This window comes from Puia sp., from assembly GCF_035546395.1.
Classification (GTDB): Bacteria; Bacteroidota; Bacteroidia; order Chitinophagales; family Chitinophagaceae; genus Puia.
This window is the reverse complement of record NZ_DASZXR010000019.1, coordinates 1,022,354-1,043,376: the sequence shown is the minus strand read 5'-3', so window position 1 is coordinate 1,043,376 and position 21,023 is coordinate 1,022,354. Positions and strand designations below refer to the sequence as shown.

Sequence of the window (21,023 nt, the reverse complement as noted above, 5' to 3'; positions counted from 1 at the left end):
TGTGCGGTTATTCTGTTCTCAAACTGTTTACGGGGTTGGCGCCGGCGGCTTTGAGCGCCAGGAAGCCGACGATGAGTACCGCGATGCCGGCGGCGAGGACACCGGCGAGGGCGAACATCCACCATTGAACCGTTACGCGATAGGCAAAGCCCTGTAACCAACTGTTGGCGATGATCCAGGCGATGGGAGCCGCGACGAGGAAGGCGACGCCGATGAGTGCGAAGAAGCTGCTGCTCAGGTTTGCGATGACGTTACCGATGGAGGCCCCGAGGACCTTTCGGATGCTGATCTCCTTTGTGCGTTTGGCCATGATGAATGCGGCCAGACCGAACAGGCCGAGAGCGGCGATGAGGATGGCGAGGGCGCCGATGACGGCGATCATGGTCTGGGCCTGCCGATCGGCCTTATAGGTCTGCCGGAAGTGTTCGTCGAGGAACTGGCCGGTGAGCCTGTTGTCCTCGATGGACAGGGATTGGAGGGTTGCATTGATGGCTTTGAGCGTTTGCGGGAGATGGCCGGTGGCGACCTTTATATACAATTCCCGCTGCCATAAGGGAACGTAGTCGGTGCAGCCGATGAGCAGGGGTTCGATCTTTTGATGCAGGGTGCTGAAGTTGAAGTCCTTTACCACGCCGACGATGACGCCGGGGTCGAATGAGGTGACGCCGATGGTCTTTCCAATGGGGTCGGCGAAACCGAGGTGTTTGGCCAGGGTCTCATTGATGATGTATTCGTTATGGGGTTTGACGGGTGTGAATTCCCGGCCGGCGAGGAGCCGGATGCCAAAGAACTTTATATAGTTGGGAGTGCCGTTCTCATAATTAAATACTTCGTGTTTCTTTTCGCCGTTGGGGGCAATGTAGTCCACGCCGAAGGTGCCGCCTGTGACGCCCAATTCGATTAGGCCGCTTGCGACGTCCCTGACGCCGGGGAGCTTTGCGATCTCGTTTCTGAAAAGGGAAGCTTTTTGCTGGTCGCGGCCTTCGAGACGGACGTGGAAGAGTTGTTCATGGGTGTAGCCCAGGTCTTTGTTCTGCATGTAATCGAGCTGCCGGGTAAAGACGACGAGGCAGACAATGAAGACGATGGCGATGGCAAACTGGCCGGTGACGAGGATGTTGCGCAGGGCGGTTCGGGAGCCGCCGATAAGAACTTTGCTTCTCAGGGCTTGTTGGGCTTTTGCCGAAGAGATAAGGATGGCAGGATAGAGCCCGGCGAAAAGGGTCGCCGCGATGAGGATCGCGGCATAGATGCCGGGGATGGGCCATTTTTCAAGGCTGTCCAGTCGCAGTTCACGGCCCAATAGGTGATTCAACGAGGGTAGGAAGAGAGTGACGAGGCCTATCGAAAGGACGATGGCAATTGCGGTGGACAGGAAGGCTTCGGCGAGCACCTGCAACATCAGCTGGAGGCGGCGGGCGCCCATGATCTTTTTTACGGCAACCTCTTTTCCACGCCAGGCGGCGAGGGCGATGGTGAGGTTGACGAAGTTGCAGCAGGCGATGACGAAGATGGATAACCCGATGATGACAAAGACCCGAAGGTATTTCCCGTCTATTTTTTGAAAGTTGAAGGGATCGATCTGGATGTCCATGGAACCGGCGTGGATATCGGCCAGGGGCTGGAGCCGAATGTCGATCCCCTTGTTACCTTTGTGGACGGTGGTGGTCAATTGTGCTTCGAGCTTTTTGGGATCGACGCCAGGTTTGATCCGGGCGTAGACGGCGGCGGGGAACATCCCCCAGTTTTTGCCTGCCCAGCCGGTGTCCCAGCTTTTTGGGATGGGCATCATGGCTTCGGCCTGGAAGTGGGAGGTGGCGGGGAGGTCTTCGATGACGCCGCTGACGGCGACGGGAAAGTGGGTGGAGTCGTCGGTCTTCAGGGTGAGTGTCCTGTTGAGGGCGCTTTCGTTACCGAAGAGGCGGCGCGCCAGGGATTTGGTGAGGACGATAGTGTTGATGGTGCGGACGTAACCGGCTTTTTCTCCCTCCAGGAATTTCAAGCCAAACAGCCCCGCGAAGCCGGTGTCGGTGCAGACGAGCTGGCTTGTCTTTATGCTGTTGCCGGCGTTCACGAGGGTGGTCGAGGGATATATCCAGGAGGAGGGGATGACACGGGCGAACCGTTGGATCTCCGGGTGATCGGCGGCGAGGAAGGGGGCGATGGGGGCGCCGATATTGCCGGCGATGTAGGGCGGGGTGCCGGGATAATGGGCGTATTCATTGATCCGGTAGACGTGGGCTCTATCGGGGATGAAGGTGTCGAAGCTGCGCTCGTAGGAGACCGAGAGGCTGATGAGGATGCAGGCCGCTATGCCGATGGCGAGGCCGATCGTGTTGATGAGAGTGAAGTTGCGGTGGCTTTTCAAGTGGCGCCACGCGGGGCGGAGATAGTTTGTTAGCATGCGGTTGGCTTTTTGCTACGATGGTTTGGTTTACTGGCCGATTCGCTTCGCAGGGCAGAAGCCGCGCAGCGGATCTATTCACTACGCAAAGATTTTACGGGGTTGGCCAGTGCGGCTTTGACGGCCTGAACGCTGATAGTGCATATGGCGATCAGCATGGCTCCGGCGCCGGCCAGGGCGAACATCCACCAGGACAAGGTAACTCGAAAAGTAAACTCCTGCAACCATTTGTTCATTGCCCACCAGGCGATGGGGGTTGCGATGCAAAAGGCGATGGCGACGAGGCGGATAAAGTCGCGGGTGAGCAGGCGTACGAGACCCGTGGTATTGGCGCCCAGCACCTTGCGGACGCCGATCTCCTTCCGCCGTTGTTCGGCGCTAAAAGCGGCCAGCCCGAAGAGCCCGAGGCTGGAGATGAGAATGGCCATGAGGGTAAAGGAGTTAATGATCTGCGAGAGGATGATGTCGGCGGTGTAGAATTTTCCCACTTCTTCGTCGAGGAAGCTATAGGCGAAGGGTGTGGAGGGCAGCACTTTTTTCCAGATCGTTTCCATTTGGCTCAATAAGCCGGCGTAGTCGGTGGTGTTTGCATTGACGATGAGGTGGCTGATGTCGCCATTGTTGGGATTATAGATGATCATAAAAGGATGGATGGGCTCCTTCAACGACCTATAATTAAAGTCCTTCATTACGCCGACGATGGTCAATGAGCCGGATGGTGTATACAGTTTTGTGCCGGGGGCTATGGCAGGGTCCAGGCCGAGGCGGCGGGCAAGGGTTTCGTTGATGAGTGTCGCGCCGGAATCCTGGTAATGGAAGTCGCGACCGCTTACCAGTCCGATGCCCAGGGCTTTGAGGCTGTACTCGTCGGAGGAAAAGTTCTGCTGATCGACTGCGGTGGCTTCATTGCCGCCGCTGAGGTATACCCCCCAATCGTTATACGGCAGCTGACCGGGATAGTTGGTTGCCAGGCTGACGGCCCTCACGTTTGGCATACGGCGGAACTCCTGCGCCAGCAGCGGCATTTTGGCTTTTGTTTCATCGAGATGAAAGTCGAAGACGAGCTGTTGATTGGTACTGAATCCAAGGTCCTTATTCTTTATATAATTGAGTTGACTGTGAATGACAATAATCCCGCTGATGAGTACGATGGAGAGTATGAATTGGAATACGACGAGGGAGCGGCGCAGTCCTGCGGCGGAGATCTGGTTGGTGAAATTTCCTTTGATGACCTTTATAGCCTGGAAGGCGGAGAGGTAAAAGGCTGGATAGCTGCCCGCGAAGAGGCCGGTAAGGGCGACGATGCCGGTGAGGAGAAGCCAGACGTTGGCGCCCCTAAGCAGGGACAAGGTAACGGTGGCGTGGGTGAGGTGATTCAGCCCGGGCAAAAAGAGGATCAGGAGGGGTATGGCGATGGCGACCCCGATGAGGGTCAGGAGGAACGATTCGCCAAGGAATTGCAGGACCAGGCTTTTGCGCCCGGCGCCGACGATCTTGCGGACACCGACCTCCTTTGCCCGATTAGAGGCACGGGCGGTGGAGAGGTTCATGAAGTTGATGCACGCGATGAGCTGGATCAAGGCCGCGATGAGCATTAGGATATCGAGAAACGTCCTGTCCGTGGTGGGGGCGCTCTCGGCATTGAAGCCTGCCGTTGTGTGGATCGAGCCGATGGGTTGGAGATGAAGGCTCTTTGTCATGCCGGATGTCCGCAGTTGTTCGGCGCCGTATTTCTGCAGGAAGGAGGGGAGCTTGCGTTCGAGATCGGCGGGGTTGGAATGCGGCCGCAGCTTCACATAGGCATTTGCAAAGTTATTGCCGGCCCAATGATCGTTGGTCAGGATGCTGCTGCCAAAACCGCCCGGGCTCATCCTGATGTAGATATTTCCCTGGAGATGAGATTTGCCCAGGCTTTCATCCACGACACCGGTGACAGTGAGGTTATTTTTTCCGTAGGCGTCGCTGATGACGATGGTCTTGCCGATGGGGTCTTCGCTGCCGAACAGTTTGTCGGCTACCGGCTTTTTAAGGACGATGGAGTTGGGTGCTGAAAGAACGTGGGCGGGACGGCCGTTGGTGAAATGATAGGTAAAGACATCGAAGAAAGTGGAATCGACCTCGAGGGCGTTCGTCTCATAAAAGGACTTTTCTTTGTAGGTAAGGAGATGCTCCGTAACACCGATAGTCGGGATCGCCCGGGTGAATTCGACTACTTCCGGAAAATCTTTCTTCATGGCCGGGGCGATGGGAGGTGAGCAGGTAGCCATGGCAATGTTGTCTCCGGTCTGGCTGATAGCGGTAGTAACCCGATAGATATCTTCGGCGTGATCGTGATGTTTGTCGTAGCTGTACTGGTCGACGACATAAAGGACGATATAGAGGCAGCAGAGGGTGCCGGCGGCCAGGCCGATGAGATTGACTGCGCTGAAGGTCTTGTTCTTGAGCAGGAAGCGGAGGGCAGTCTTCCAATAGCTTTTGAGCATGGGTATGTGTTTGGCTGTTGGGAGGATCGGAACCAAGAGGGTGCCAATATTGTATTTCCTTGGGCGCGAGGGGGTTAAGACTGGTTTGCGGGATCCAGGTGTTCGGTTTTGATACGACAGGTGTCCGCCAGGACATCGCCGCGCCCGCGCGGCTCAGCAGGGCTTATGATTAGCCTTCGGCCGAGCGGCTTCCAGCCGCTCTGGTCCCCTGTCGGTTGGATAGCGGCGGATTCCACCAAAAGGATGATCGTCTTTTGAGGGACAAGGGTTGCGGCGATAGCGCGTTAGGGCATGGGGCTTTGCGGCGTGGGGGCTTTGCAGCTGAAAAATTGGTAATTTCAACGGATTCCTTGGGACGGCAAGTGCGCAAGAACCGGGTTTCCCGGGCGGCGGAGGCCCGGTACTTTTGGGTTGTAAATAAGAAATCAATCATGGAAACACAAGCAGCGATCAATTATAACCGGATAGCCGACGCTATCGCGTTTTACAAGGCAAATTTCAAGGACCAGCCTTCGCTGGAGCGGGTGGCGGAGCATGTGCATCTCAGCCCCTTCCATTTTCAGCGGATGTTCAAGGAATGGGCGGGTGTAACGCCGAAGCAGTTCCTGCAATACCTGACGTTGGAGCATGCCAAGCAGGTGTTGGGTTCGGGGGCGACGCTGTCGGACGCGGCCTTTGAGGCGGGATTGTCGGGCACGGGGAGGTTGCACGATCTGTTCATCAAGATCGAGGGAATGACGCCGGGGGAATATAAGAACGGCGGGGAGGAGCTGCCGATAAATTACCGTTTCGCGGATAGTCCCTTTGGTCCGTTGCTGATCGCGTCAACGCATAAGGGCGTCTGTTACCTGGCGTTTGCGGATGAGGACCAGGCGGCGGCGCTGGACCTGCTGAAGGAGCAGTTCCCGAACGCGCGGTATCATGCGGCGACGGACGCGTGGCAGGAGGAGGCGTTGGCCATCTTCTCACAGGACTGGAGCCGGCCGAGGGAGATCAAGCTGCATCTGAAGGGGACTCCCTTCCAGATCAAAGTATGGGAGACTTTGTTAAAAGTGCCGATGGGCGGGCTGACGACTTACTCGGAGGTGGCGGGTAATATCCATCATCCGACTGCGGTGCGGGCGGTAGGGTCGGCGGTGGGTGCGAACCCGGTAGCCTTTTTGATCCCTTGTCACCGGGTGATCCGGAGCGACGGCCAGTCGGGGCAATACCATTGGGGTGCGACGCGGAAGCAGGCCATCATTGGATGGGAGGCCGCGCGGGCGGAGACGCGGGTGGCTTAGCCGGGGGCGGGTTTTCCGCCCGCTTTGGCCGAGACGCGGGTGGCGTAGGAACCGCGTTAGGGATCGGCAGGAGCGCCATGCGCGACAGAGAGCCCGGCCCCGGCATCCGGGGCAACGCCCAACATCAGAGAGACGGCAAACTGTCGCGGATCCTTTTCCGGGTGACGGTGTCTTTTGTCCGAATCGCTTGCCAATAGGGGGCGATCACGGTGTTGGTGCGGGAATCGGGGAAGGAGTCGCGGATGATCTGATAAGCGGTGTCGAAGAAGGGGGTGATCCTGTCCGCGCTGTCATAGTCGGTGACGGGGGTGTTATCCATGCCGGCAACCATCGCATACAGGCACAGGTTGTAATTGCTTTTGGCCCACTCGAGGTAGATGTGGTGGGGATTGCGGGCCATGAAGCGTTCCCACCAGACGGTGCGTGCGGCGAGCTGCCGGGGTTGCATCGTGAGGCCGGCGTCGTTTTGAAATCCTTCCTTGTCCTCTTTTGCGCTTTGGGCGATGACTTCGTTCATCGTTGGAGTGATATATGATGCGAAACAGGGGGGCATCAGCCGCCAGCCGGGTACGAGGTAGCCCATTCCTTCGTCTTCATGAACGATGAAAAAATTGTCCGCCAGGGTCTGGCGGGCTTTTTTATGCCTCGCGGATAAGGGTTCGTTCATTTCTTCTGCGGCGGCGAGGGTATCGAGCGGATACGAGCCTACTAATTTTTGGACGGCTGCGGTGTCGGTGTTGAGATGACGGAGGAAGGTATAGAACAGGATGAAGCCGGTGTCGCCGACTGCGGCGGGCTGGCCGGTGAAGAGGCGTTTGAATTCGCGGTAGGCCGGTTGGGGAGTCGAGAGATCGGTCGTGTCGAGGGCCGTAAGATAGCGGCTGTACGCCCGGACGGCGGGACTGCCTTGCGGGTAGCCTTCGAGGTGATTTTTTTGGGTTTTCTGGCTGGGCTGATCCGGTTTTGGGGCGCTGTGGCAGGCGGCGAGGGTTGCGATTGTTGCGAGCAGGGCCAGGGTACGGGATCTCATGCCAACAAAATAATTCTTTTTCGTTGATGGTGCAAGGGGTGCCGACGCTCTACTTATCCCTACTTATTCACTGCGCAGCGCTTTGACCGGGTTGGCGAGCGCGGCGCGGATCGCCTGGTAACTGACGGTGGCAACGGCAATGACCAGCGCGAGGCCGCCGGAAAGGGCGAATATGTCCCAGCCCATCCCGACGCGATAGTTGAAGCCGGTGAGCCAGTCGTGCATGATCCACCACGAAATGGGCGCTGAAACGACAAAGGCGATGAGGACCAGCCACACGAAATCCTTTGCCAGCATGGTGGTGATGCCGGTGACGCTCGCGCCGAGGACCTTGCGGACGCCAATCTCGCGGATGCGGTTCTCGGCCATATACGCCGCCAGGGCGAACAGCCCGAGACAGGAAATAAAAATGGTGAGTCCGGCGAAGAGGGCTGCCAGGGTGCCGACTTGTTGTTCAGCCTTGAATTTACCGGCATAGGCTTCATCGACGAAGATAAAGGGTGCGGGATATTGCGGGTTGTACTGTTTGAACACCTTCTCGAGCTGTGCCTTGTTGGCGGCAACCGGCCAGGCGGGGTTCAGCTTCATGTGGATGACCTGGAAGAAGCCGCCGACAGCGAAGATCATCATCGGGGCGATGTTGTCATAAGGGGATTCGAGGATGAAATCCTTAACAACGCCGATAACATGAAAACTGCCGCGCCCGTCGTCGGATCGTATGGTCATGCCGACCGGGTTTTTCACCCGCATCGTCCGGACCGCCGACTCATTCAGGATGACGGCATTGGAGTCGGTGGGATATTTGTAGATATCGATGTCGCGGCCGGCGGCGAGGCTGGCGCCCATAGTCTTCAGAAAATCGACATCGCTGCTGAGGCTGATGAAGTCGATCCGTTTGTCGGCCGGTGTGCAACCGTCCCAGGAATAGCCCCAGCTATCGGACCAGTGCTGGGTGATGGGGTTGAGAGATCTGTTAATGCTGAGGACAGCTCCGCTGGCGAGAAGATCGTGTTTGATCGCCTCATAGTGATTTGGTATTTCCCCCTGGTTAAAGGTATAGACGAGCTGGTTACGGTTGTAGCCGGCGTTGCGATCCTGCGCATGCCGGATCTGCCGCCAGACGGTCAAGGTGGCGATGATCAGGATCGTGGCAAAGCTGAACTGCAGGATGACGAGTATCCTGCGCGTGGAAATGAGGGCGTTGACCTTGCGGTAAGTTCCTTTGAGCACTTTTACGGGTTGGAAGGCGGAGAGATAGAATGCCGGGTAGCTGCCGGCAAGGAGGCCCGTGAAGACGACGAAGCCGATGGCGAAGGCCCACCAAACAGGGTTGTCAAACTCGACGACGAGCCTGGTCCCCACCAATTGATTGAATGCATCCAGGGTTAGATGGGTCAGCAACAGGGCAAGTATGAAGGAAAGAGCGGCAATGAGGATGCTTTCTCCGATGAACTGCCCGATGAGGTAGCCGCGAAACGCCCCGACGACCTTGCGGATACCGACCTCGCGTGCCCGTTTTTCGCTACGGGCGGTGGAGAGGTTCATAAAGTTGATACAAGCGATGAGCAGGATGAAGCCCGCGATCAGGGCAAATAGCCGGACGATATGGACCCTGTCGCCGACGAGGACGCCGTTCTCGCTTTTTGAATAAAGATGGAGCCGGGCCATCGGCTGGGTGAACACCTGGGTGGTCTCCTTGCGATCGGAGTGAGCGATGGTAATATCCCTGACCTCACGATCGAAGGCCGCCTGCGAGGCGCCGGGTTTCAACAATACAAAAGTAAATACGGAATTGGTTCCCCACTGGTCGTTGTCATGGCTGGTCCTTATGACGAAGGACCAGGGCAGGAGATAATCGAACTGGAAGGACGTGTTGGCAGGCAGGTCCTTCAGCACTCCGGTCACGGTAAAATTGGTGTTGCTGTCGATGCGAACGATCTTGCCCATCGGGTCGGAGTTGCCAAAGAGGTTTTTTGCCATCTGCCGGGTGAGGACGATGCCGCCCGGGGAGCTGAGGGCATGGGCGGCATCGCCCTGTATCATGGGCAGGCCGAACATTTTCAGGAAGGCGCTGTCGGCGCAGGCGCCCCTGGAATTGAGGCGGGTGTCGCCAGTTGAAAGGAGGTAGATGACATTCCGGTACCGGGTGACGTCCTCGACGTCGGGGAAGTCCTTTTTGATAAAGGGGGCGAGGGGTTTTGGCGTATTTGGCCAGGCCACGAGGTTGCCCTGGAGGTTATCGCGGTTGTAAAGTTGATAAAGCCGGCTGGTGTTGGGGTACCAGCGGTCGAACGTGAGTTCGTTGTGGACCCAGAGCAGGATGAGCAGGGCGCTGGCCATTCCGATGGCGAGGCCGCTGATGTTGATGGCGGAGAAGCCTTTATTGCGAAGAAGATTGCGGATGGCGATCTTGAGGTAGTTGTGTAGCATATCTTGCCAGCAACCAAGGGGGTGCCAGAGTGCTACTTTATTGGGGAACAAGGGGTTGTTTTTTCGGCTTGAGGGCCGGTTGTTCGGGTTTGATACAGGCGGTGTGCGGAGTGTACGGGGCTTCGCGTGGCGGTTGGCGGCGAGGGTTGGTGGCCGTTCATTCCGAGCGGAGGATGAGGACGGGGTTGGTGAGGGCAGCGCGGACCGCCTGGTAGCCGACGGTGCCGACGGCGATGATGACGGAGAGGAGGCCTGTGAAGGCGAAGACAGACCAGTCCATGGCGATGTGATAGGGGATGCCGTCGAGCCATTGGCGCATGAACCACCAGGCAACGGGACTGGCAATAATAAATGCGAGGATGACGAGGACAAGAAAGTCCCTGGATAGCAGGGTGGCGAGCCGCATGATGGAGGCGCCGAAGACCTTTCGGATGCCTACTTCCTTCAGGCGGGATTCGGCCATATAGGCGGAGAGGCCGAAGAGGCCGAGACAGGAGATGAAGATGGACATTCCGGCGAAGAGGGCGGCGAGGGTGCCGAAGCGGGCGTCGCCCTCGACTCTTGCCTGCATATACTTGTCGACGTAGAAATATTCCAGCGGATAGTTCGGATTGTATTTCCGCAAAATGGCGGAGAGCTGTGCTTCGCAGTCGGCGCGGCTGCTCTGTTCATTGAACCGGAAGCTGAGGGTGCCGTAGTTGGTGGCCTGTAAGGGAGTGCCCTGGACGACGATGGGAAACGTTCGGTTGAAAACGCTGCCGGTGACAAAGTCGTTGAGCAGGCCGACGACGTGCCAGTTGCGGGTCCGGTCGGTGATCGTATGGCCGACGGGGTTAGGGAGTCCCATGCGCAGGGCCGATTCCTTTGTCAGCAGGATGGCGGAGGTGTCGGCGGGGTATCTTTCGATGTCGATATCGCGGCCGGCGAGCAATTTCAGGCCCATGGTGGCGGCGAAGGCCCGGTCGGTGTGATACTGTATGAAGAAGACGCGATCCTGCGGGTCTTTGCCTTCCCAGGTGTAGCTATCGTTCCAGGTCCAGATCTCGGAGATGGGGGCGTCGGTGCGGGTGAGGGTGGTGACGGTGTGGGTTGCGAACAGCTGCTTGCGGATATCCGGGTAATTCCTGCGGATATCGCCTTTGATATACACGAAGGCGAGGCCTTCCTTGTCGTAGCCCGACTTGCGGTGCATGGCGTAATCGAATTCGCGGTAGATGACGATGGTACAGATGATAAAGGTGATGGCGAAGGCGAACTGGAAGACGACGAGGATGCGCCGGGGTGTCACGAGGGCGTGGATGGTCTTGAAATGACCTCTTAAAATATTAACGGGGCGGAAGGCGGAGAGATAGAAAGCGGGGTAGCTGCCGGCGAGCAGGCCGGTGAAGATGATGAAGCCGGCGCCGCCGAGCCAGAACGCCGGTTCTGCGTAGGGTATGGCCAGATCGGTGCCAACAAGCCGATCGAACCAGGGCAGGGCGATGACGACAATGCCGAGCGCGAGGGTGCCCGCTACCGCTGAGAGCAGGAGGGATTCCCCGAGGAAACGGCCGATGAGGGAAGGCCGATCTGATCCGATGACCTTGCGGATGCCCACTTCCCGGGCATGGCGGATGCTGCGGGCGGTGCTCAAATTCATATAATTGATACAGGCGATGAGCAGGATAAAGGCGGCGATGACGGCGAGCATACGTACGAAGCCGATGTCCCCGCCATCGGGCTTGCCGCCGACGAACTTGCCGTATAGATGCAGTTCACTTAAAGGATAGAAGAAGAGCTCTTCGGGGGTCTCCTGGGCGTGCTCGCGGATGACCATGCGCATGGCCTGGTTGGCGGCGGTTTGGGTGACGCCCGGGCGCATTAAAACATACGTAAAGATCGTGGACTTCTGCCAGAGGGGTTCTTCCCAGTGGACTTCCTTCGTATAGGACCAGGGGACTAAATAGTCGAACTGGAAGCTGGTGTTGGAAGGCGGGTCTTTGGTGACGGCCGTTACGACGAAGTTCTTGATACTGTCGACGCTGATGGTCTTGCCGAGGGCGGAGGAGTCGCCGAAGAGTTTTTTTGCCAGCCGCGCGGTGAGGACGATGCTGCGGGGGGTACTGAGGGCGGTGGCGGTGTCGCCGCTTAGCAGGGGAACGGAGAAGAGGCGGAAAAACCCCGGGTCGCAGAGATAACCGCCGGTTTGGACATGATTCCCGCCGTTGGAGAGGATGAAGGCGCCGACCCAGTTAATGCGGACGGCTTCTTCGATCTGCCGGGTGTAACGGGTCTTTAGTTCGGGGGCCATGACCATGGGAGTATGACGTGAGACCTCGAGTTGGCCGTCGAGGGGGGCGCGGGTCATGGCGAGGTAGAGGCGGTCGCGGTTGACGTGGAACTGGTCGAAGGAGAGTTCGTTTCGGATCCAGAGGAGGAGGACGACGGCGCTGGCCAGGCCGATGGCGAGGCCGGATATGTTGATGGTTGTGAAGCCTTTGTTGCGGCGAAGGGATCGCACGGTTGTGGTGAGGTAGTTGGCGACCAGGTCGCGGGTTTGGGCAAAGTTGAGGCGTTGGGCCTTGGGGGCGTATTTCGCGGCGTTGGTTTCGGGGGCCTTTGTTGCGGCGGGGGTGGTTTCGGGGGCCTTTGTTTCGGCGGGGGAGATGTCGCGGAGGACCATGCGGGTGAGGTGCCGGTTGAAGGCTTGTTCGGCCTCGGCTTCGGTCTCGTCTGCGGGCGGGTGGGACCTGTAGAGATCGGCCAGGAGCTGCAGGGAGTACGTCATCTCAGGATGTTGCTGCTGAAGGCGTTCGAGCTCAATTAGCTCATCAGGCGTCGCTTCGCCGGATAGCTTTCGGGCCGTGAGAGTCCATATCCGGGAGCGTTCCTTCATTTGTGCGTAGTGGTGCTTTATGCAGGCATTGCCGCCGGCCTAACCGGCGTCGTCACGAATATCGGAAGAATCGGTTGCATTGGAGCCAGGACCACCCTCTTTTTTGCTGTCTTCCACATAGGAGGCTTCCCTTTTACCCAAAACAATAAACCATGAAAATGGAACAGCTTGCCGAAGAGGCAAAGCTCTTGGAAGACCTTGAAAATAGAGATATCAAGGCCTTTATTCAACTTTATAAAAACAATAAGGACGACGTGATCATCTTTGCGTTCAGTCATCTGCAGGACCGGGCAAAGGTGGCGGAGGCCGTCGACGAGTTGTATGAGGGTTTATGGGTGGCAACAGGGGGGTTATTTTTCGACGAGCTGTTTGATCTGGTCGAGGATGGGACTCCAGCCACCGCCGTCGACGGTATGGCGGTAGCGGTTGTCGCCGTCGGCGACACCGCTGTAATCCCCTTGAGAAACAAAGAGATGGGTTTTGCCGTCCTGTTCGGTGAGGGTACAGGTGACGGTTAGGTAGTTCTCGGGGAGGTCGGGGATCGCGGGGTTATTGGGATCGATAACGGTATAGACGAGCGAATGGCCGGGATCGAACCGGACGACCTTTCCTTTTACCGCCACCATTTCCACGTCATTGAAGGTTCCTTTCCAAAGCAGGGGGCTGCCGGGTTTCCAGTCGGTGACCGGTTCGCATCCAAACATGTATTGTTTTGTCCATTCCGGTTCGGTAAGCACTTCCCAGACTTTTGCGGCGGGGCCGTCGATGGTGATGTCGTTGGTAACGATGAGTGGCGTATTCATATCTTTTTTTTTACAATAGTACGGCGGGGCCTGGGGGGCCGATTGCATTTTACGGATTTTTTCTCACTGCGTCCGGTGTGCTGCCGAAGCGCTTTTTGAAGGCGTTGTTGAAATGTTGCGGGGTGGAATAGCCCAGCTGGTAGCCGATGTCGGCGGCGGTGCGCCGGGTGTCGAGAAGATATTGCCGGGCCAGGAGGAGGCGTTGTTCGCTGAGATAGCCGAAGACGGTATTGTTGAATACCTGCCGGAAGCCGCGTTTCAGCTTGTACTCGTTGAGGCCGACGGTGCGGGAGATGGTGGTGAGATTGGGTGGTGACTCGAGCTTTTCGTTGATGAGGTCGCGGACGGCGAGGATCTTTTCCTTGTCGGCGGGCGAGGTGAGGAAGGCTTGCTTCTTTTCGGCGGTGCGGCGGCAGGATTCCGCACACAGGACGAGGAGTTCGACACTTTTGCTAAGGAGGAAGATGGGTTCGAGGTCGCCTTTGTAAGGGTTGTTGACGACCTGGTAAACGACCTGCTGGATGGCGGGGTCGACGGCGCCCCATTCTTCGGAGAGGATGGCCGGGGTGCCGGATTCAATCTGATCGGCAAACCGTTTGAGCCCATCGGAGGCGTTTTGGGTAAAGCGGAGGAAGGTGTCTTTTGGGAATTGGATGCCGAAGGTTTCGAGGGTAAGGGTGCGGTTCTCGACGGTCATTTCAAAATCTTTCGAATAGAGGATGTTGGCGTGTCCGCCGATGAGGTGGTAGTCGGTGTCGAGCTGGTGGTAGCGGAAGCTGTAGTTGCCTTTGAGGCCTATGTGGAGGCGGACGAGTTCTTTGCCGGCGCCTTTTGCGGTGAAGTGGGTGAGGTTGTTGAAGGCGCTGACGGCGTGGCCCATGCGGATGCCGTCAAATTCCCAGAGGAGGGAGTCGCGGGTGCCTTCGTTCGTCGAGGTGCGTTGGGGGGTGGACATTGCTTTGCAAATATAGGGGTTGCGATTGTGGGCGCGCTTCGCGCGCGAGCGCTAATTATTGGAGGCCTTCGTCGGAGCTGCTTCGCCACGCTCCTCCTCGGTCGGAACCTTCGCTTGGCTCGGTTCTGGCCGGGGCAGCTTGCAGCCGCCCCAGGGGCCTGTCGCTGACTTTGACGCCATTGGATCAGACGGCGGAGAGGGTGCGGGTATTGCGGATATCGGCGGTGGGGTCTTTGCCGAGGACGAGGAAGCTGGCGCGGCGACGAGCTTGCGGGCGTCCGTGAGAGGAAAGAGATGGGCGGCGGCGGGTGCGGCGGCGGCGTGTGCGGCGGTGGCGGCGTGTGCGGCGGCGGCGGCGGCAGCGTCTGCGGCGGGTCAGTGAGCGGCGGCCTGTGCGGTGGGTTGCATTGCGGTGGCGATGCCGACGCGGGTCCAGGCGTTGATGATGATCATCGCCATGAGGAGCTGGGCGAGGTATTCTTCGTCGAAGAGGGCGGCGGCGGCATTGTAGGTTTCATCCGACACGTGGTTTTGGATGAGCGTTACCTCTTCGGTGAGGGCGAGTATGGCGCGCTCTTCGGGCGTAAAGAAGGGGGTTTCGCGCCAGGCGTTGAGGGCATAGATGCGTTGTTCGGTCTCGCCGATGGCGCGGGCTTCTTTTGTGTGTTTGTCGATGCAGTAGGCGCAGCCGTTGATCTGGGAGGTACGGATCTTCACCAGATCGATATGGGTGGCGGAGAGACGGGTGGTTTCGAGATATTTGTCGAGGGACTTCAAGGCTTTGTAGGCGTTCGGGTCGGCTTTGCCGAGGAGGAGACGTTGTGACATATGATTGTGTTTTTGCTTTTCGATTTGGTTTTATTTTTTGCTTTTGCTCTACAAAATTGCGACATGGAGGAAGCGAAAAAAATAATCATGATTAAGAAATTGGCATTGGGAATTTTTTTTAATTTTGTCTTGCCTTTTCAAGCCAATCTTTCATCTTCACTTTAGGGTTTTTACTGTGCTATCGTGTAGCCGGTAAAAAAAATCAAAATGAGAACGTTTGTAATGGGGGACCTTCATGGGGCCCACCGGGCGCTTATGCAGTGCCTGGAGAGATCGGGTTTTGATCTTGGCAAAGATGTATTGATCCAGTTGGGGGATGTGACGGATAGAAATGATGAAGTGTACGAGTGTGTGGAGACCTTATTGACCATCCCGAAGCTGATCGCGATCCGGGGGAATCACGACGAGTGGTTCCGGGCGTTTATCGAGTCGGGATATCATCCGGCGCTTTGGACCTATGGTGGGGATGCGACTGCCCGGAGCTATTTAAAGCAAGTGAAGAAGGAGCGGTTGATCTTTCGGGGCAGCCTCGGATATAAGACGGCGTTGAATCCTTCGGATATTCCCGAACGGCATCAGGAATTCTTCCGGCGGCAATTGTTGTATTGTTTGGATGAGGTGGGGAATTGTTTTGTGCATGGTGGGTTTGACCGGGAGGTGGCGCTTGAGGGGCAGCGACCTGACATTTTCTATTGGGACCGGGAGTTGTGGCGGGCGGCGCTGGTTTGCGATCGGTCGCGGTTGCCGACGAAGGAAAGGATCGAATCCGTTTTTATTGGGCATACCAGTACGACGAACTGGAAGACGGACCAGCCGATGCGGGCGGCGAACGTATGGAATTTGGATACGGGGGCGGGGAATGTTGGGCGGCTGACGATCATGGATGTGGAGACGAAGGAGTATTGGCAGAGTGATCTGATGGGGGAGTTGTATGGGTGAGGCGGTGGCGGAGGTGGGTTATTGGCAGGCGGTGGGGTTGCGGTGTGGTGGCGGTGGGTGGGTGGCGACAGGGGATCGGGCGGTGGCGGGCTGGCGGCGGGTTACTTGCGGCGGGATTTGATCTTGCTGACGAACTCGGGGGTGAAACCGAGGTATGAGGCGACCATATATTGGGGGATGCGCTGGACGAATTCGGGGAAGCTGTCGCTGAAATGGTGATAGCGCTCTTCGCTGGAGAAATTGTGGATGAAGAAGAGTTTTTGCTGGGTGGCGGCGAAGGCGCGTTGGACGATGAGGCGGAGATAGTGATCGAGTTGGGGGAGCCGCGCGCAGAGGGCGGGGAGGTGGGTCCGGTCGAGGACGGTGACCTCGGTGGGTTCGATGGCCTGGATGTAAAACCGGGAGGGCTGTTGCCAGTCGAGGCTTTGGAAGTCGGTGATCCACCAGTTCTCGATGGCGAACTGGACGATCTGCTCGACGCCGTCCTCGCGGATGAAATACATGCGAAGACAGCCTTTGACGACGAAATAATTTGCCGGGCAGACCTGCCCTTCCTTAAGGAGGAATTCCTTTTTCCTGATCTTTTTGTGGTGGAGACCGGCGGCGAGGATCGACTCTTCCTCCTCATCGAGGGCGACGAATTTCCGCATGTGGGCGAAGAGAGGTGTCATAGTACGGACAGGGTTATCCTGACGATATCATCGGCGGCTTTTTTTTCGAGGCCCAGTTTGAGATTGGTGGTAAGGCCCCAGAGGCTGTTGAGCAGATAGCGGGCGAGGGCCCGGGGCTGGTGGTCCCTTGCGATAAGGCCCTGGTGCTGGCCGCGTTTTATGGCCCGGGCATAGGCATCTTCCAGCGCCTGCCGGTTCTCCCGCACGATATCCTCCACTTCTTCGTCGTGGGTGGCGACCTCGTTGAGGGTATTGACCATGAGACAGCCCTTGCGGGGTTGTTTGCTGGTGAAGTAGTCGTACGCCGCATGGAAGATGCGGCGAATGGCCTGGGCGGGATCGCTGGCGGCATCGAGGTATTCGATAGCGGCGGCGGTCTCGGATTGCCGGTAGCGCTGCAAGGTCTTTATGAACAGGGTGCGTTTGTCGCCATAGGTGTCGTAGAGACTGGACCGGCTGAGGCCGGTGCCTTCGAGAATGTCCTGGGGCGGAGTTCCGTTGTAGCCTTTCTGCCAGAACACTTCCTTTGCCTTGTCAAGGGTTTCGACTTCGTCGAAAGATTTGGTGCGGGGCATGTGCGGGTTTTGAAGGCTACTAAGGTACAAATTTCGGGCCGATCACCGGTGCTTCTTCAGGGCCCCGATCTGGGCCTGCATTTCGGCCATTTTCCTGTCCTGTTTGCCGACCTTCTTGTCCAGCTGGATGATATACAGGGCGAGTTCCTCCACGTTCTGCAGCAGCAGGGTCAGGTCATTGCCCAGGTTGACATCTTCTCCCTGCATCTTCTTTGCGGGGGCCACATCGGGCAGGTGGTGATTGGCGCGGATATAATTTTCCACCTGCCGCCGGGGTGGCAGCCGGTAGGAGGGTTCGAATCCGAAGTCGGCGACCGGTGGAAGGTTCGGAGCCGCCATGAAGGGGGTAGCCGGCAACCGCAATTCCGATCCCGGCGTTTCCGGTGGCGGGCCAGGGGTTTGTGTTCCGGGCGAAAAAATTTCCGACTATGACCTCATATGGGGCTTGCGCCAGCGGGTGAGCCACCAGGCGGGGGCAGCGGAGAGGAGGAGGATGATGGCGAGGGTAACGGGAACGGCCATCCTGCCGGAGGATTCCGATGAGATGGCGCCGGTGAGCGCCAAAACATACACGGCGAGTGGGAGGAGGAACAGGAAGCCAAGGCCGATCCGGCCAAGGGGGATGCGGAAGGGCCGCGGGCGATCGGGCTCTTTTATCCGCAGGATCAGCAGGGCGATGAATTCGAGCGAAAGGCCCGCGCCGTAGAGGATGATATCCATGACTACCAAATCGCCAAAGGTGAACAGGATGAGGACGCTGACGATGACCGAGGAGGCGATGATGGATACATACGGTGTGCCAAACCGGGGGTGACGGGTGCAGAGAAAGGAGGGCAGCAGCCGGTCGTCGGCCATGACCTGGGGAACGCGGGACACGGAGAGCAGCACGGCCGAATAGAGGCCCAGGGCGCTGGCCATGCCGCCTGTCGCGACGAGGATGCCGAGCCAGCGGCCACCGACGAAAGCGCCCAGAACGGGGAAGCCGCCCTTTTCGATATCGATGGCTTCCAGGCTGATGCCCGACCGGGCAACCGCCAGGGCGGCAATGAAATAGATGCCGAGGGTGATGAGAAAGGCGATGCAGACCGAGATGAAATAGGTACGGACGGGCCGGTTGACCTCTCCGGCATAGGTGGTGGCATTGTCCCAGCCCAGGAAGTTCCACATGACATAATAAAGGCCCATCCCCAGGGAGGAATAGCCGGCGCCGTTCAGGGATGGGGCCGGGATGGGGGCGCCGCCATGCTGAAAGGCCAATCCAAATGCGAACAGAAAGGGAATGAGGACGCACACGCTGAAGATGAGCGAGGCCCGGCCGACGGGGATGACGCCGATGATGTTGAGAATGGCAGAGGACCAGATGATGGCGAGGCAGACGGGTATCTTGTAATGCGCGATATCGGGGACGAAGTATGCGGCGTAGGTGATGAACAGGACGGGGTAGATGGCCAGGTCGCAAAAGGTATACAGCCAGGTCCACCACCCTTCAAAAAAAGCCCAGCGGATGCCGAGGGCATGTTTGACCCATTGGTAGTAGCCGCCGGTGATGGGCATGAGGCTGTTGAGCTCCAGGACGGTGAGGATCGTCGGGACATCCCACAGGAGTGGGGTGACGAGCAGCAGGAGGAGGGCGCCATGATTGCCTACTTCGGCGAACAGGGATTCGAGCCCGTAGGGGCCGCCGGAGACGGTGAAGAAGATGATGGCTGCAAGATGGAGCAGCCGGAGCTTGGGGGGATTTTTCGAGGTTTGACGCATTAGTGTGTACGGGCGAGGTTGGCGGGGTCGAAGATGCGGTCGTCGAGGGTGACATTGGTCTTGCAGTCATGGTAGGTCTCGACCTGTGCCAGCTTGCCATTGAAATAGAAGCTGCATTTTGTCTCGAGCCACCCGCCGTCCATGGGTTTCCAATCTTCGAAGAGGGCTTCGAGGTGGCTCCTGGGATCGACCTTTAACATGCGGACGGGATAGAGGTTTTCCTTGTCGATCCAAAGCTGGTTGGCGCCGGTGTCACCCTTGGCCGCGCCGATGACGTAGACGGAACGGCCATTCCAGACGTCCTCGTGTCCTTTGGACAGATCGTAGTGGAGGGAGTCGAAGATCTTTTCGGTCTGCCGGAGGGGATAGAAGAACATGCCGCCGAGCAGGAAGATGAGGCCCTCGTTGTTATTGATCGTGGTGCTCCGGAGCTTTCCGTTGCGGAAACGGTAACAGGAGTCCCGGCGGAAGATGGCGGCGTTGCCGCTGTCGGCGGAGCCGAAGTCCATGCGGAAGCGTTCGGGGAAGCGGATGAATTCGTACCAGGTCTGCGTGGACCTGAGCGAGTCGTTGCGGTAGACTTCGGTGGTTTGGGAGAAGGTGAAGCTTCGGTACCACTTGCCCGCATAGCGGTCGTGCATTTTTTTGACGACGTCACGCCCGGTGGGTTGGGCCGTGGCGGCCGTAGCGAAGGCGGCCAGCAGGACAGTGAGGAAGAATCTACTCATATTGGGCAATATAGCCATTAATCCAATGCGGCATGGCATCGGCATAGGAGTAAATATGTCTACTGCGCCCAAGAAATATCCCTTTTATGTCCGGGTGACGATCATCCTGTTGGGGCTGATCCTTTTCTCCTATGCCCTGGCGAATCTGCAGAGTATCCTGATCCCTTTTTCGTTTGCCTTGTTCCTGGGCATCCTGTTGAATCCGCTGGTTGAGCGGCTGATGGGCTGGCGGGTGCCGCATGTGGCGGCGATCGTGATCGCATTGGCGGTGGCGATCATCGTGATCGCGGCTGTCTGGTATTTCCTTGCGACGCAGATGATGCGTTTCACCTCGCAGTTGCCGGCGTTGGAGGCGAAGCTGGAGGCCCTGGTGTCGAGGTTGCAGCAGGAACTGGCGCGAAAGATCCCGTTGCAGAAGCAGAACCAATATATCGCCGAGGCAAAGGCGGGGATCAAGCCGCTTGTCGGGCGGACGCTGGGGTCGGTGGTGGGGACGCTGACGACGGCATTCCTGTTGCCGGTGTACACCTTTTTGCTGCTCTACTATAAGAACCTCATCCTGAACTTTCTTTATGAGATCTTCGCCAAGGAGAACGAGGAGGAGGTGCGGGCGGTGCTGCGGCAGACGCGGGGGGCGATCCAAAGCTATATGTATGGACTGCTGATCGAAGGGCTGATCGTGGCAAGTCTCAACACGTTTGCCCTGTTGATCCTTGGCGTGCCCTATGCGGTGCTGCTGGGGGTGCTGGGAGCGATCCTGAATGTGCTGCCTTTCTTCGGGGGTATCCTTGCGGTACTGTTGCCGGTGCTGGTGGCGACTATTGAAAAAGATGGGTTCAGCACGCAGATCTGGGTTTGTATCTCTTATATGATCATCCAATTCACGGATAATCATTTCCTGATCCCTTATATCGTCTCGGCGAAAGTAAGGATCAACGCGCTGATCTCGATCGTGGCGGTGTTGCTGGGAGCGGCGGTCTGGGGACTTTCGGGGATGTTCCTGTCAATCCCGTTCATTGGGGTGTTGAAGATCATTTTCGATCGCATCCCCGAGATGAAACCCTGGGGACGGTTGTTGGGGGATGAGACGCCGGCGAAGCTAGTGGGGATCCGGGGGCGGGTGAACCGGCGGCGGAGTGCGAGGGGTGCGAGGGCTGGGAGCGCGAGGGTCGGGGGACCTGGGAGTGCGGCGGAGGGCGGGGCTGGGGCCGGGAAAGGCGTCTAGAAAAGAGCCTGCCAATGTTGGCAATATAGAGAGAAA

The 21,023-nt window shown here is 58.0% G+C and carries 16 protein-coding genes; 3 read left to right on the top strand and 13 right to left on the bottom strand.

Features of this window, described 5'->3' with window-relative positions:
• Positions 1 to 7 precede the first annotated feature (7 nt).
• Positions 8 to 2,404, bottom strand: coding sequence for an ABC transporter permease (locus VHE34_RS30645; RefSeq protein ID WP_325595333.1), 2,397 nt, complete (start codon positions 2,402 to 2,404; stop codon positions 8 to 10).
• A 74-nt stretch (positions 2,405 to 2,478) separates the two neighbouring features.
• Positions 2,479 to 4,887: an ABC transporter permease gene (locus VHE34_RS30640; RefSeq protein ID WP_325595331.1), complete on the bottom strand. Its 2,409-nt coding sequence runs from the start codon at positions 4,885 to 4,887 to the stop codon at positions 2,479 to 2,481.
• A 431-nt stretch (positions 4,888 to 5,318) separates the two neighbouring features.
• Between VHE34_RS30640 and VHE34_RS30635 the strand changes: the two genes are divergently transcribed.
• On the top strand, positions 5,319 to 6,170 hold the full coding sequence (locus VHE34_RS30635; protein WP_325595329.1) for a methylated-DNA--[protein]-cysteine S-methyltransferase: 852 nt from the start codon (positions 5,319 to 5,321) through the stop codon (positions 6,168 to 6,170).
• Positions 6,171 to 6,294: 124 nt separating this feature from the next.
• Here the strand turns inward: VHE34_RS30635 and VHE34_RS30630 are convergent, their stop codons facing one another.
• The 6 genes from VHE34_RS30630 to VHE34_RS30605 all read right to left on the bottom strand — a co-directional run bounded on the left by VHE34_RS30630 (position 6,295) and on the right by VHE34_RS30605 (position 15,091).
• On the bottom strand, positions 6,295 to 7,200 hold the full coding sequence (locus VHE34_RS30630; RefSeq protein ID WP_325595326.1) for a hypothetical protein: 906 nt from the start codon (positions 7,198 to 7,200) through the stop codon (positions 6,295 to 6,297).
• A 63-nt stretch (positions 7,201 to 7,263) separates the two neighbouring features.
• Positions 7,264 to 9,630, bottom strand: a complete 2,367-nt coding sequence (locus VHE34_RS30625) for an ABC transporter permease (RefSeq protein ID WP_325595323.1) — start codon at positions 9,628 to 9,630, stop codon at positions 7,264 to 7,266.
• Between the two features lie 157 nt (positions 9,631 to 9,787).
• Positions 9,788 to 12,505 (bottom strand): ABC transporter permease, encoded by a 2,718-nt coding sequence (locus VHE34_RS30620; protein WP_325595321.1) that lies wholly within the window; start codon positions 12,503 to 12,505, stop codon positions 9,788 to 9,790.
• Positions 12,506 to 12,855: 350 nt separating this feature from the next.
• A complete protein-coding gene (locus tag VHE34_RS30615) occupies positions 12,856 to 13,308 on the bottom strand; it encodes an SRPBCC family protein (RefSeq protein ID WP_325595319.1) in 453 nt (150 codons plus the stop codon).
• A 49-nt stretch (positions 13,309 to 13,357) separates the two neighbouring features.
• Positions 13,358 to 14,263: an AraC family transcriptional regulator gene (locus tag VHE34_RS30610; protein WP_325595316.1), complete on the bottom strand. Its 906-nt coding sequence runs from the start codon at positions 14,261 to 14,263 to the stop codon at positions 13,358 to 13,360.
• A gap of 375 nt (positions 14,264 to 14,638) precedes the next feature.
• Entirely contained in the window at positions 14,639 to 15,091 is a 453-nt protein-coding gene (locus VHE34_RS30605; RefSeq protein ID WP_325595314.1) for a carboxymuconolactone decarboxylase family protein, read from the bottom strand.
• A gap of 207 nt (positions 15,092 to 15,298) precedes the next feature.
• Between VHE34_RS30605 and VHE34_RS30600 the strand changes: the two genes are divergently transcribed.
• Complete coding sequence (locus tag VHE34_RS30600) at positions 15,299 to 16,030, top strand: metallophosphoesterase (RefSeq protein WP_325595312.1); 732 nt, start codon at positions 15,299 to 15,301, stop codon at positions 16,028 to 16,030.
• A 101-nt stretch (positions 16,031 to 16,131) separates the two neighbouring features.
• On the opposite strand, the gene VHE34_RS30595 is transcribed toward VHE34_RS30600, so the two are convergent.
• From VHE34_RS30595 to VHE34_RS30575, 5 genes are all read right to left on the bottom strand, one after another.
• The gene (locus VHE34_RS30595) at positions 16,132 to 16,701 is read right to left on the bottom strand and encodes a Crp/Fnr family transcriptional regulator (RefSeq protein ID WP_325595310.1); all 570 of its coding nucleotides are present in this window, start codon (positions 16,699 to 16,701) and stop codon (positions 16,132 to 16,134) included.
• Positions 16,698 to 17,276 carry a TetR/AcrR family transcriptional regulator gene (locus VHE34_RS30590; protein ID WP_325595308.1) on the bottom strand — a complete coding sequence of 193 codons (579 nt, stop codon included), beginning with the start codon at positions 17,274 to 17,276 and terminating at the stop codon, positions 16,698 to 16,700. Before VHE34_RS30590 ends, VHE34_RS30595 begins: the two co-directional genes overlap by 4 nt.
• Positions 17,277 to 17,318: 42 nt before the next feature.
• Positions 17,319 to 17,615 (bottom strand): hypothetical protein, encoded by a 297-nt coding sequence (locus VHE34_RS30585; protein WP_325595306.1) that lies wholly within the window; start codon positions 17,613 to 17,615, stop codon positions 17,319 to 17,321.
• An 87-nt stretch (positions 17,616 to 17,702) separates the two neighbouring features.
• A complete protein-coding gene (locus VHE34_RS30580) occupies positions 17,703 to 19,034 on the bottom strand; it encodes an APC family permease (RefSeq protein WP_325595304.1) in 1,332 nt (443 codons plus the stop codon).
• Entirely contained in the window at positions 19,034 to 19,762 is a 729-nt protein-coding gene (locus VHE34_RS30575; protein ID WP_325595302.1) for a hypothetical protein, read from the bottom strand. The genes VHE34_RS30580 and VHE34_RS30575 overlap by 1 nt, the downstream gene beginning before the upstream one ends.
• Positions 19,763 to 19,817: 55 nt before the next feature.
• On the opposite strand from VHE34_RS30575, the gene VHE34_RS30570 reads away from it, so the two are divergent.
• On the top strand, positions 19,818 to 20,987 hold the full coding sequence (locus VHE34_RS30570) for an AI-2E family transporter (RefSeq protein ID WP_325595300.1): 1,170 nt from the start codon (positions 19,818 to 19,820) through the stop codon (positions 20,985 to 20,987).
• Positions 20,988 to 21,023: the final 36 nt, after the last annotated feature.